The 13124-nt window shown below is 34.1% G+C and carries 14 protein-coding genes and 1 pseudogene; 1 reads left to right on the forward strand and 14 read right to left on the reverse strand.

What is annotated here, in order from left to right; genetic code table 11:
- Nucleotides 1-147: 147 nt before the first annotated feature.
- The 11 genes and pseudogenes from H9I37_RS11550 to H9I37_RS09635 all read right to left on the reverse strand — a co-directional run bounded on the left by H9I37_RS11550 (nucleotide 148) and on the right by H9I37_RS09635 (nucleotide 7696).
- Nucleotides 148-279, reverse strand: coding sequence for a hypothetical protein (locus tag H9I37_RS11550; RefSeq protein ID WP_255422537.1), 132 nt, complete (start codon nucleotides 277-279; stop codon nucleotides 148-150).
- A gap of 155 nt (nucleotides 280-434) precedes the next feature.
- Entirely contained in the window at nucleotides 435-1814 is a 1380-nt protein-coding gene (locus H9I37_RS09590; RefSeq protein ID WP_187382403.1) for an MATE family efflux transporter, read from the reverse strand.
- Nucleotides 1815-1917: 103 nt separating this feature from the next.
- Complete coding sequence (locus H9I37_RS09595) at nucleotides 1918-2376, reverse strand: flavodoxin family protein (protein ID WP_187382404.1); 459 nt, start codon at nucleotides 2374-2376, stop codon at nucleotides 1918-1920.
- Between the two features lie 257 nt (nucleotides 2377-2633).
- Nucleotides 2634-3380, reverse strand: coding sequence for a hypothetical protein (locus H9I37_RS09600; protein WP_187382405.1), 747 nt, complete (start codon nucleotides 3378-3380; stop codon nucleotides 2634-2636).
- 199 nt (nucleotides 3381-3579) lie between these two features.
- The gene (locus H9I37_RS09605) at nucleotides 3580-3786 is read right to left on the reverse strand and encodes a hypothetical protein (protein ID WP_187382406.1); all 207 of its coding nucleotides are present in this window, start codon (nucleotides 3784-3786) and stop codon (nucleotides 3580-3582) included.
- Between the two features lie 311 nt (nucleotides 3787-4097).
- Nucleotides 4098-4691 carry an SAP domain-containing protein gene (locus H9I37_RS09610; protein ID WP_187382407.1) on the reverse strand — a complete coding sequence of 198 codons (594 nt, stop codon included), beginning with the start codon at nucleotides 4689-4691 and terminating at the stop codon, nucleotides 4098-4100.
- Nucleotides 4688-4894: pseudogene (locus H9I37_RS09615) on the reverse strand (DUF3781 domain-containing protein); the annotation flags it as partial. The gene H9I37_RS09610 and the pseudogene H9I37_RS09615, both read right to left, overlap by 4 nt.
- Before the next feature lie 166 nt (nucleotides 4895-5060).
- Nucleotides 5061-5579: a type III toxin-antitoxin system ToxN/AbiQ family toxin gene (locus H9I37_RS09620; protein ID WP_187382409.1), complete on the reverse strand. Its 519-nt coding sequence runs from the start codon at nucleotides 5577-5579 to the stop codon at nucleotides 5061-5063.
- A gap of 237 nt (nucleotides 5580-5816) precedes the next feature.
- A complete protein-coding gene (locus H9I37_RS09625) occupies nucleotides 5817-6776 on the reverse strand; it encodes a hypothetical protein (protein ID WP_187382410.1) in 960 nt (319 codons plus the stop codon).
- Between the two features lie 23 nt (nucleotides 6777-6799).
- Complete coding sequence (locus H9I37_RS09630; protein ID WP_187382411.1) at nucleotides 6800-7207, reverse strand: hypothetical protein; 408 nt, start codon at nucleotides 7205-7207, stop codon at nucleotides 6800-6802.
- A gap of 9 nt (nucleotides 7208-7216) precedes the next feature.
- Nucleotides 7217-7696: a hypothetical protein gene (locus H9I37_RS09635; RefSeq protein WP_187382412.1), complete on the reverse strand. Its 480-nt coding sequence runs from the start codon at nucleotides 7694-7696 to the stop codon at nucleotides 7217-7219.
- 197 nt (nucleotides 7697-7893) lie between these two features.
- Here H9I37_RS09635 and H9I37_RS09640 point away from each other — a divergent pair, with 197 nt between their 5' ends.
- Nucleotides 7894-8175, forward strand: a complete 282-nt coding sequence (locus H9I37_RS09640; RefSeq protein WP_187382413.1) for a helix-turn-helix domain-containing protein — start codon at nucleotides 7894-7896, stop codon at nucleotides 8173-8175.
- A 169-nt stretch (nucleotides 8176-8344) separates the two neighbouring features.
- Here H9I37_RS09640 and H9I37_RS09645 read toward each other — a convergent pair whose 3' ends face one another.
- The 3 genes from H9I37_RS09645 to H9I37_RS09655 all read right to left on the reverse strand — a co-directional run bounded on the left by H9I37_RS09645 (nucleotide 8345) and on the right by H9I37_RS09655 (nucleotide 13059).
- Nucleotides 8345-9244 (reverse strand): carbohydrate kinase family protein, encoded by a 900-nt coding sequence (locus H9I37_RS09645; RefSeq protein WP_187382414.1) that lies wholly within the window; start codon nucleotides 9242-9244, stop codon nucleotides 8345-8347.
- Nucleotides 9245-9437: 193 nt separating this feature from the next.
- Nucleotides 9438-11423, reverse strand: a complete 1986-nt coding sequence (locus H9I37_RS09650) for a VWA domain-containing protein (protein WP_187382415.1) — start codon at nucleotides 11421-11423, stop codon at nucleotides 9438-9440.
- Nucleotides 11413-13059: an AAA family ATPase gene (locus tag H9I37_RS09655; RefSeq protein WP_187382416.1), complete on the reverse strand. Its 1647-nt coding sequence runs from the start codon at nucleotides 13057-13059 to the stop codon at nucleotides 11413-11415. The genes H9I37_RS09650 and H9I37_RS09655 overlap by 11 nt, the downstream gene beginning before the upstream one ends.
- Between the last annotated feature and the right edge of the window lie 65 nt (nucleotides 13060-13124).

A 13124-nucleotide genomic window follows, 5' to 3' on the forward strand; every position in this document is an offset into this window, starting at 1 on the left:
TACTTTATTAAAATAGCCAGATTCCTTTTGGAAGTTTTGAATCTTTTGAATTCGTTTTTTTCTTCTTCAGTGCCCTTTGTTTTAAGTCTTATAAATCTTCAAAAGATTTTGATGTTTTTGCTGAATTTGTTGTTTTTGTGGTGGCAATTATATCTCCATACAAATATCTAAGTCCTCTTTTAAAAATCCCTCAAGCAAATCGCTTATATCACTGAACATACATCGTACAAAAATATTTGCCGCATCGCCCGGATTTGTTCTTTTTATTGTACCAGCCATATTCAGAATCTACTTATTGAATATTTATCCAATTGTAACCACAAGAATAAAATATTTTTACCTTATTTGCGATAAGCAACCTCTGTGTGCATTTCTGCCACACCCATTCAGCGACTGAAATATGACGGAAAATACAAGTTTCCCCTATTTACAATTTATTTTTGTACTACTGTAAGATTTACAAGCCAGCGTTCTTTTTTCAGCCAGAAATATGCGATGACAGCTTTTACAAAGTCGGAAAGTTTTACGATTGCGTACATTGCAACTGGTCCAAGCGACGTAAGTCCGACCAACAAAAACATCCCACCGACAAACAAGATATTTGCAACAGTGTCACATACAACTCCCATCACTGTATCTCCGCCTGTTCTGGAAATTGCATATTGTCCGTTTAAGTAAGCCCATAAAGGAAGATATGCCGCTGCGGTTATTATCAGGCCTCGTGCAATTCCTTGAGAATTCGAACTTAAATTCTTAAATACAAAAGGAACTAAAAAAACTGTAGAAAATCCGATAAACATAAAAACAATACCGAAAACTGAAGAACCAGATAATATCCAGTTTTTGTATCTTCTTGCTTCTTTCAGTTTGCCCGCACCTAGTTCCTGTCCCAGTATGACTGACGTTGCTGTTACTGTTCCAGCGAAACAGATAAAAAACAGATTGGCTATTGCAAATCCTGCCGACATTCCTGAAACGACTTCTGCACCGCCGCGTGTGTTGTATAAAGCGTTTGATACGGCTTCCGAAACCGCCCATGTCAGTTCCGAATACAAAATCATAATTGATTTTTTAATTATCGTTCCGAACAAATGAATTTTTATTTCAAACAATTTGAATATGTTGAATAAAAACGGAGGCTTTTTGATAAGCACATACACGATAAACAAAACAAGTTCCACTGCGCGAGCGATAACCGTTGCTATTCCAGCCCCTTCAACTTCAAGGCGAGGCGCACCGAGATTCCCGTAAATGAATATCCAGTTAAAAAATGTGTTGACGAGCGTTGCTATAATGGAAATGATTAAAGGCGGACATACAATTTCTATTTCGCGCAAAGAAGACGCTATTGACTGTGAAAAAACGGTAAACAAGCCTGAAAATGCTACTGCGCGTGAATATTTTACAGCCTGGTCGATAATCACGTCAGCATCTTTGTTTACGGTAAGCATTATGCCAAAAAGATTTCGCGGCGCAATCAATCCGACTATCACAAATACGATTCCTGCAAATCCTGTGAGCAAAAGTTTAAATCGTAGGCTCTGCTGCATTCCCTCTTTGTCTTTTGCGCCGTTAAATTGCGACATAAATATTCCGCCGGCTGAACAAATCGTAGTCGAAAGAATCAAGAAGACGAAGATCAGCATACCGGCAACGTTTACGCCCGCCATTTTTACGTCTCCGAGTCCAGCTACCATAAAATTATCAATCAGAGAAACGAAGTTTTGGATTAAAAGCTGAGCCATCACTGGAAGAGCGATAGAAAGGGCACGTATATAAAATTGCATCGTACCGAAATATTTATTCTTTACCATAGAACCTCGTTGATGTTGCCGCATTATATCGGCAAAAAATGAAAAAGTCAATTTTAGCCAAGTCGGGGAAAACTCTAAATTTAAGCTGAAACTTTATTGCATATTATGCGTTTATGATATTTTTTTCAAAAAAATCGATTGCGTTTTTAAAATCGTTTTCGTTCGGGCAGCCTTTGTTTAAGCCGCCGATGAGCTTGAATGGTCCGAAAGTGTCAAAGCCTTTGCATCCGAATACACCAATGCAGATTTTTCCACTTTGCTCGGTTCTTTTTTGCAGCGTTTTATCAAATCCCGCATTTGGAGCGCCGGCGGTGTAAATAAAAAACAGTTTTTGAACGCTGCTTTTTAAAGCTTGTTCAAACAGAGCATTGATAGGTTTTGCAAATTTAGAGTAAAAAATTCCTGAAGCAAAGCCGATTGCTTCATAACGCGTAAAATCAGCGGGGCTAAAATCGGCAGCTTTGATAAGCACTGTTTCGGGGTATTTTTCCTTTATTTTATTCAAAACCTTTTCAGTATTTTTATGATGCGTTGAACTGTATACGATGCATACGTCGCTCATGTCATAATTCTCCTTCACCCGAATATAAAAGAAAATCACTAATTAAGTCAATAAATATCTTATTTGCACAAAAGTCCATAATCGAAATAAAAGTTTTCGTCGACTGAAAGAGAAGATTCATCATGCATTAAAAGCTGGAGCCGCTATCTGTCTACAAAAGCTCTAACCCCCGTCTCTAGCACTGACGTAGCCCTTGCACGTTTGCATGCTGTGCGGATTTATGGTGGCTCCCGAAATAATTTCTGGCATTTTTTTGTTTAATTTTTATATTTTACAAATCTATATCTATTGAGTTCTTTGTTTATAAGAAAATTGCAGTCTCTATCAGTTCTTATTGCCTTTTTCAATTTTGAGATTAAAACTCTAAGCGATTCAACCGTTATTTTTTTATCATCTTTTTTGTATAATTCTGCGATATCTTTCAACGACAGAGAAATCCCTTTATTTTTTTGCAATATCGATAAAAGATAAAAAAGGCTGTTTGAAAGATTGTTTCTTTCTTTAAAATTCAGTATCGAATCATCTTTGTTGTATTGTAAATAATCTAGCGTATATTTATCGCGGATAAATTCTTGTGGGACAGGCTGAGGCTCTTGAAGCAAAGCGATGTACGGTTTGAATTCCTTTGATTCTATCAGTTTTTGAAGGCTTTTAAAAAGAGGCATATATTTTTCTTCGTCAAAATCTATGTAACAGCCTTGCAAAAAATCAATCTGAGATTTCCAGTGTTCCACAAGTGTTGTCCTCGTGAGGCATGGATCATTGTAGAACAGCACGGGAAGTTTTATTTCGGATCTCTCAAAATATGAAAATATATTGAATGTATCATGATTGAAGACGCGGAAATCCAAAATCAATAAGTCAGGGTGTTTTTTTAAGTCTTTGATTGTTGAATATAAATGAGATTGCTCGTCAAACGTCAAACACAAATGTCCTTCATTTGAAAGATGATCAGAAATTATTTGAGTTATTTCCCGCTGCAATGAATAGATGAACAGTCTCACTTCTGTATTATACAACGAAAATTTGTTAAATGGGAAAAATAAATAAAAAAACTTGAATTCAATGCCTGTGTGAAATACGGCTGACATGTATCTTCATGTCGGAGAAAACGCAATCACATGCTGCCAGAGCTTTCAAAAAAAAGCCAAGTCATACATGTTGGACGATTTGTTCCTTAAACTTCAAAACTATAATCGTCCATCAGGCTAGTTGTTGAAGACTCGTACATATCTTCGTTACAGTCTCTGCAACCTTCGCTTCCGGTATATTGCTTAATTTACCACACGAGGAATCTATTGTAAACTTCAAGTCATTCAAAAGATTGATAACTTCATCGGGAATACCGGTGTCCTTTCTATTGCCAAAAATGATTATATAGTTTTTCTTTCCTGTATGCTGAATATCCATATAAAAAGTATATGCAGCATACATAAAGCCATCCAATACAGCGCAAGGCTCGTCGTAGGATGTTGATTCATAATACAATAAAACCGATGTTTTTCCATCTAAATTGACGCGGATCAAAAAATCACATCTTTCTACTATAATGCGAATCGAAAAAATCAGCAGCAGCCAGATTAGGTCCATCTTCACTAAATGCGATAAAGACAAATCAATGTTAAAGAAAAATATACCCCATCGGGTACTCCGCTTAATATTCGCTTAACCTATGACGGGCGTACCACCGTTGCCCGGTTAAAGTGGTTAGATGAACTTCTCTATGTATATTTTTCCGCACGTCGGGGTATTTTGATTTTTTTCCAAGTTATATAATCTTTTTTGACCTTCATATCTTTTAGCTTATTCCATGAGTCCAAAGCATCTCCCCTTGTTGCATTTTTTTCATTTGCAAGATATTCACTTATAAAATTGTTAAATTTGCAGGATGGAATTTGCGGAAGCTTTCCTTGAGTTTCGTTTAACCGAATATACTCACGAACGATATCATCATAAGTTATTTTTTCACCATGAGAAAGTTTATTTTCAATCCAGCGATTAAGCCAATACTTTGCACCCAATTTCGGTTTTAGTTCAGGAACACGTTTATCCATTTCACTATATATGAATTCCCATGTTTCTTTTGTGTTGCTAAAATCTTCAACATAACTATGATTATTCAATATGTCTCTGTGCCGGCTTTTACTCCGATAACTATTCTTTTTATTTACTGTTCCGGTTTCAAGAAAATGAATAATCATCTCTTCAAGCTGATCTTTTCGTGTTTTTGAATCAAAAGGAATTCCAAGCGATTTTGCTAACGCTTTGAGTTCGCTCATGTACCAATATTTATTTTCGAATTCTTTTATTGTCATAGAGCTTTTTTCTTATGTGCCGTGATTATTGTATCACTGTATGCATTAACAGTTATCATAATATCCTCGATACTTATATACCAATTTTTTACTTTTCTGATTATTGAACTTCTCTTATCAAGAATTTTATTTTTACACCGCTCAATAACATCTTTGGTATCTAAATCAAGATTACGTTTTATTCGCTCAATACCCATTCCAGTTGTATGATTTTTTTCTTAATTTTTATACAGAATTTCAGAAATGTGTTCAATAATGATTGTATATCCGCATATTATTTTATTTTGCATGCGACAGCATGTCCATCTAACAACTGGTTGTACCGCAACGGGCTTGACCCGTTGTCGGCTACGAACCTTTGTTATGTGATTATTTCTTATAATTCCTACAAGCTTCTTCTACTTTCTTAAAATCAATTACAATTTTTCCTACAGGAAACTCTTCTTCAGAAGAACTACATTTTTTTTCATAAAGATTCTTTGCAGTTTTCTCAATTTTATCTCGGTTCTCTTTACAGAAATTATATTCAGCAAGCATAAGAAGTTTATAACTAAAATCACCTTCATCATTGATTTTGTAAAGTGAAAGCTCGGATTCAGGAACCGGTATCATGCTGTTAAAGCGTAGTGTACCGTACAGCTTTTCCTTGCTTCGAAGATATATCGTTGTAAGATTATTCTTTTTGATTTTTCCATTCTCATAATCCTTGTCTTTTGGCGATGACATTGGAACGAAATATTTAAATCCGTTTATTTCCGTAAGAATTCCAACATATTTTCTGTGATAAGTTCGTTCCTGAGGTTTTTTCTGCATTACATGTCTTTCTATTTTCAAAAGATACTCAACATATTCATCGCTTACAATGTAAAAAATATTGTCTTCTGTCATGCGTTACTCCAATAAAAAAAGGCGACTATTAAAGTCGCCCGTTAAGTTCTCCAGTTAGGGTCGGAGCGTACCCAGTTTAAGTTTTCCGCTCAGAGTCGGAACGTACTCAGTTTAAGTTTTCCACTTAGGGCAGGAATGCTCCCAACAGTTTTAATATAACATTACAAGTTTATGCCGTCAAGTATTATCTCATTCAACTGTAGGCATTCAGCTTATTCAACTTTCCTCGAAATATTTTTATTTGCCATGCTGAATTCCTTTTATGCTGAAAATTAAGTCGAACTGCGGTACAACTTGAACTCCTGCAGAGACAGAAGTGTACTCAAATGTACCTGTGTACCTCAAGAAAACATCGTTCGCATATTTTTCTATTGCAGTCAAATCGTAAACACTGCGAATATATATCATATCTCCATGGAAATTTTGAGCAAGGAAGGTTTCGTTGCCTGTCCATTGGTGGACAGAAACATCATTTGCAAGATATATACAGTTTCTGTCAAGACCATAAGGATTTAAAATTGCAGGCAATTCTTTTAACTGAATATTGTTGTTTTTAGCAAGCAATTTCGCAATCTCATTGTATGCTGATTCGTTAAAATATGGTTGGTCATAATTTTCTTTTATATAATCAGCAATTACATTTACGTTTTTTGAGGCAACGACCGCTTTGAATATTTTTGCTTGTTTTTCTTTTTCCAAACGGTCATTCTGTGCAGCCCGCTTTTTTAATTCTTGCATAACATTATATTCTTGTAAGATTTCATTAAGTGCCAGCAACTTTTCTTCTTCCGTAGAAATATTTAAAACAATTTCTTCTTTATTTATTGAATCGGATTTATTTGCTCCAAATTTATGCGATGTAAGAATTATTTCTTCTGCAGCTTCTGTATTTTCTCTTGTTTTATAACCCTTTACTATAATCGGAATCTCAAAAATACTATCATCAACTTCTGAATTGATTTTCTTTATCATCTGTCTGAAATAATCAATGTCTCCGAGTTTTTGTTTTTTCTGAAAACTATGATTTTTTATCCACTCGTTTTGGTTTTGAACTGCTTTTTCTTCAAAAAGTTTGTTGTAAGTTTTGTTTCTGATATCAAGTCTGAAATTCCAGGCAAACAAGACTTCCCAAAGAGCTTTTATGTCATTATCAAAATAAATATTCGTTCTAAGTCCGGCTGTTATTTTTTCGCCCATATAACCGACAAAGTCTTCAAAAATTAGATTATTATTAATTGGCTATAAAGAAGCCCTGCTTCCATTACTATTGGAATCATCGGGAATGCACCATGAATTCCACCTCCCAAACTTATATCAAAAAATTGTCTCTTTGTTAGGGCAACTGCTGAATATGAATTTTTTAAATAGAATCCAAATACATTATTTTTTTCAATGGTAGAGCCGTATCCATAAATAAAATTTGCTAATTTAAAATTTATTAAAAGATTTCCATTCGCACCACCACCAAACTGTGATTCAATGTCTGTACCAGAATATTTTTCTTCAAAAGCAAGAAAAATCTCGGGACTGACTGTAAAATCAATAGACGGCTTATTTCCGAGATATTCCGCAAAAAGCGAAACAGTTACAAAAATTTCAATTACTTCAAGAATTAATTTCTTTTTCATAAAACGCACCTACCTTATCTTAAGACTTTTTTGTATATGGTTTGTCGATTTTTCAATTAATTTATTAAATTCACAGATTGCAATTTGATTTTTTTCTTTGAATGAATCATAAGATTCTTGCAAAAAAATAGCTGATATTAAATCTCCATCTATGATTTCATCTTCATTAGGATCTTTATTTTTCAAAAAATCATTATGAAGTTTTCTGATTTTATCCAAGATATTACAATAATCTTTCCGACATTTCTTGCTTGCATAAATGCTGAATTCCGATTGCATATTTTCCAGAACCGACAACATCTTGCCGCTGAATTGTTGATACGGTTCTCTTTTCAATAAAAACAGAATATTTAGAAATTTCAAATACAATTCTTTTTGACGGTCAAATACTTTTTTATGCTTATAATCTCTTAATGCAAATTTTACAGTTGCATAAGCAATTATAATAGGAAAAATAAAATCTTTGAGGAGAAAGCAAACTATTTCCATGAGCAAATCCCAGCTTTGTCGCAAATCCACAAGGTTCAGAATGAACGAGAGGATTTGCGGCAAAGGGCTTTTTCAAGTCCTTTGCCTAGTGTACACTAGGCAATTTTTTCGCATGAATGTGCTAACTTTATTCTATTATAGGTACTATTAGCATGTTTATCAAGTAATAGATAGTACATTCGTGCTATTTTTGTTTTATGTTAGACTTTTGGTTAAGAGTAAAAGACAAGTTAGATTTTCAAGACTCAACACAAAGAGATTTAGCTCAAAATATAAATGAAAGTTACAATACATTGCAATCATGGATAAATCGCGATAGACTTCCAAACGCAGAGCAAGCCGTTAAAATTGCAGAAGCCCTTAATACTTCTGTAGAATTTTTAGTAACCGGAAAATCTAATAACAGAAAAAATGACCATTCAAAAACTGTAAAACTACTTGAACAAGCTATAGAAAATTTACAAAAAGAAATGCAGTAAAACTACGATAAGCGCCCCAGTGTGGGCGTCCACATAACATTCGCTTATCCTGCATTTGCGCCTTTACCGATGCGTATAGCAGCGGCAAAGTTGGCGCGAAAGTTGCGGTGCCGTATAGGCACTTTAAGCAACTTTCGTGACAAAACAAATGTCAGCGTTGAAGTGGGTGTTAGGCGTTTTTTATAATCTCCTCCAGTTTATTTTCACTTACAAAACCTTTTGCTCCACCTGATTCTCCAATTTTATATGATGCAAAATATACGGCTTTTTCAAGACACTGATGAGGTTTTAGTCCTTTTAAATAATAATGAACAAAACTGGAAAAAAGAGCATCTCCTGCTCCAACGGTATTTACTACAGGACGCGTGTATACACTTTTTACAAAATAAAACTGTTCTGTTGTTCCGTCAAAAAGCAAGGCTCCTTTTTCTCCTTGCCCTAAAACAATAACGTTATTTTTATATTCATTATAAATGGATATAACAAAATCTTCAGGACAACACGGCAATCCCTCATCGCTCAAAAAAACGACATCTGACTGTTCTAAAAATCTTTTATTATAAGAATCGTGAATGTCTGTTAAAATATGCACATCTGTAAAAACTGGTTTTCCAATTTTTTTTGCATTTTTTATTAACTCATCGTTAAAATTAATATTGCAAATAACTATTCCATCACAATTTGAAATATCATGTTCGATATTTTTCAAAGAAATGCATCGTTCCTGAATATTTTTCAAATCACAATATACTTTCCGCTTTCCCTGATCGTCAAACATAACGACGGATGTACATGTAGCATCAAGCTCTTGAACAATATTTTTTGTAGAAAGGCATATTTTTTCTAAATTTTCTTTTATGAAATTTCCAAAAGGGTCTTTTCCAATAATTGAAACCGGAATAATTTCATCTCCTAATACCGAAAGGGCGTTCATTACATTATAAGCAACTCCGCTTATGTCAAAATTGACTTTATTGAATGAATACTCAATCGGACAATAATGGATAGGGAAATTCCCAATAGCAATGTTCGTTTCTATGTTGATTAATCCGCTTACTAAAATTTTCAATGTATTATTCCTTTTGTATGTCTTTTGCATATCCGCCGCCATTGCTTATCCTGCATTTGTGACTTTGCCGATGCGCATAGCAGCGGCAAAGTTGGCGCGAAAGTTCATAAAAACGGACACGGATGTTCATTCTTAATAAGGCGACCGCTCAAGCAACTTTCGCGCAAAAACAAATGTCATGTTGAAGCGAGTGTTAGACGTTATCCATTTCTTCAATCTGTCGTATTAATTTTTTACTTGAATCTTTAGAACTTGTATCATAAATCCAGTTTTTATCAAATGTAGAAATTACTTCATTATTTCCACCACTTGTTACTGCAAGACTAAAGAAACGGCATTTCTGTTCCTGTTGTACTTTTATTTTTCCTTCCAATTCGACACCTAATTTCCCCATCACAAAGTCTGAAATCATTAGAACATCGGCATTTTTCCATTCTTTTTCTTCAAGCAGTTTTACAGAATGATTAAGTGCAGGATTTGCGTCTGTACCGCCGTTAAAACTCATACGAAGAAATTTTACAAGATTTGTTATGCCATCTGTAGAATTAAAAGAACTTAAATCCATTGTTTCAATTCCCGTAGAAAAAGAAATTAAATAACACCCCCGTTCTTCTTCAAGCGATTTTTGTGCTAATGCAAAAGCTACTGTTTTTGCAACTCTTTCCGGAGTCCCTTGCATAGAGCCGGATGTGTCAACGCAAATAATCATCGGTCCTTTATGCTCTATTGTTTCTCCAACTTCAACTTCTTCAAGTTCCTCATGTGTTTTTTTATATTCAATATTTCTGGTATAAGAATATGATAAAAGTTGTTTTTGAGCATATTTCATTTTAAATATTTGACGTGTTGAGGGATTATTGTATAATGCCAGTTCCGATGGTAATGCATCCAACAAAGAATCGGAAAGTCTTAGCCCTGCAATTTCTCCTTTATAGGCCGGTTCAGGATTATAAACAGTTTCTACCACAATTTTAGCACGTAATTCCTTATGAAATTCCTGTTCCTCCTGATGGTGACGACCAATCATTTCAGCAAGTGCAGTCAATTCTTCATCATCTTGTAAAAGTTCCGCATACTTCTCAAGAATATCAAAACCATTGTCATTTAATTCTCCTTGTGCTAAGTCCCAAAGTCGTCCGAAATTCTTTGTAAATGATTTTAACCGCTCAAAAATCTTCTTAAATTTTTCGATTTTTTCATAAAGTTCTTTCAACAATATTTTTCGTTGCTTTTCAATTTGTGCAAGCTCCCAATCGGTTTTTCTACGAATAAGTTCTTTTTGCATTTCCGCTTTTAAATTACGGGAAAGAATTTGATTTTCTTCTGCAATCGCTTTTTCCGACTTTTTCTTTTTTTCAGTAGATATATTTTCTTCAAATGAATTTTGGTAAAAATCTAAATCAATATTCGGTTTATAAGTTTTTACCGATTGAATTTTATTGTAGCCAGAAATATATTTTTTGATTCCTATTTGTAAATCTTTAGGAAAAACAGGATCAATTTGCTGATTAAAAACAGTTTCGTCGACAAAAGGATTTTCTTTTTCCAGAATTTTATTTGTCTTTTCCGTCCATTCAACAATATCTTTTTTTATTGATTCTTCTAGTGAAGTTTGAGATTTTGCAAAATTAAGCAACTCTTGTTGTAAAGAGTCAGTGGGATTTAATACGGAAAGAGCGGCTTTACTCAAAGCATTTTCTTTTGAATCTGTAAAACTAGGGTGAAACTGTCCATTGTGATATGAACTTTGAACGGAATCGACAAAACTTTTTCTCTTTTCTTCCGTGCTGAATGCAGTTCCGAATTTTTCTTCTCTGCGAATATCCTTATTTTGCGAATATGATTTTTCAATGTTTTCAGAAAGCTCTTTTTTAGCACTATGTAACCAGCTAAATACGTTCTTATATATTTCATTAATAGCAGCCGGATTATTTTTTGTAGAATGTGCAGTATCATTTCTTGCGTATTTTACCGCATCACTATAGAAAGAAAATTTCTTGTAATTTGTCGCTGCAACTGCGTTCCCAAGTTGAATTATATTGAAGAGAAGCGCATCATTTTCTTCTTTTGTGAGTTTTTCATATACAGGACAAGACTTATATTTTGATTGAATTTCTTCAATGCGTTGCAAAGCTTCCTGTGAAAACTCGCGAGAACGATCAGAAATTTTATTTTTCATAACGATTCTTCTGCTTAGCCAATTCAAGTTTTAAATCTTCAAGTTTTTTCTTTTCGTCTTCAATTTTTGAAGTAATAATTTCTTTAAACGATTGCTGAGCAAAAAGGTTTTCATTGTAAGGTTTTTCGATCTCTGCCCGAAAATCTTGCAAAGAGCTTAGTTCCTTTTCAATAGAATTGGCAATCGGAGCATATTTTTCCAAATCAAACTTTTCTTTTGTGGCGGTATATGCAACATTATTATTGAAGATAACATCATCTTTTACAATCCCCTCTTTTTGATCAATAACGGTATTTGTTTTTATTTTTATCGAGTTATTTGGATAATTTCTATTCTTCATAATAAAGTTTTTATCAATGTCTTCGTAATAATCAATAGTCCTTTCATTCCTTAAATTTGGATCATTTACATCATAATAATAACGTCGTTGATAATTTTGTGCATAATAGTCATTATCAATTAACTCCTTCGATATAAAAGCAATATTTTGTTTGTCTATTTCTGCTGCATAAAAATTCCTATTTCCGATTCTTTTTTCAACAGGTTCTTCATGTGTAGTCTGCTTAAGTTTCTTATACCAAGTAGAATCAACATCATTCTTAAAAATTTTTATCTGTTCTTCAATATCATCAATAGCAGTCGTACATTCCAAACCGTGTGCCTGTACGATTTCTTTTACAATCGACTTCACCTCTTCTCGTTGTTTTGGTGTATTCCAAATACAGTAGGTAATAAGTTGCATATCCATCAAGTCAACTTCCGTGCGATCACACAGGAATGCCGATGTTTTAAGAAGATGAATTATTTTTTTCCATCTTCGATCAGAAACATAAAATTTTTCTTTTTCTTCGCGATTCTTTTCATGATTCTTTACTTCAAGTTCACGACGGATTTCCGTGATCACATCTTTTATTTTATCGGTAAGAATTATGCCATTGATTTTTTCAGACCAAGTTTGCAGTTCTTCAATTGTTAAAAAACTAGACCTCATATTTTCGGGAATAACAAGTTCTTTCCCCGATTTTTCACACAAGTCAAAAAAAGATTTCTCATTTTCTAAAGAAACCGGATTTACCATAGTGCGAATAATAAATCTATCGTAAAGCGCTTCAAGGCCTGCCTTTTCTTTCGGCAGTTCATTCGATGCTGCAAGCAAAATCTGTAGCGGAACTTTCTCGACGTTGTTTCCATTACGGAATTTCTTTTCATTTATAATCGTTAAGAGAGTGTTTAAGATTGCAGGTCCGCTTTTCCAAATCTCGTCAAGAAATGCAATATTAGCCTCCGGTAAATATCCGTTCGTGTTCTTTTCGTAAATGCCTTCGTCGAGACCTTTGAGTTTTACCGAACCGAAAATCTCGTCTGGAGTTGAAAATTCGTTCATCAAATATTCAAAATATTTTGTTCCTTCTTTAAATGCGTGATGAATTCTTGAGCTAATCATACTCTTTGCGGTTCCCGGAGGACCGAGAAAAAAGATACTTTCGCCGGCAACTGCACTAAGCAATGCAAGACGAATAGCTTCTTCTTTTTCATAAAGACCTGTATTAAGAAAATCAAGGAGCTTTTTTATTCTTTGCCGAACCGATTTTAATGTTGATTCGGAATGCACTTTTTGTAAATCATTAGATTCCATATTATCCTCTTTTTTATTTAAAATTTGCGGCTCACAGAGCCGCCCATTGTACGGACGCTCAGCGT

Source organism: Treponema sp. Marseille-Q3903 (genome assembly GCF_014334335.1).
Taxonomy (GTDB): Bacteria; Spirochaetota; Spirochaetia; order Treponematales; family Treponemataceae; genus Treponema_D.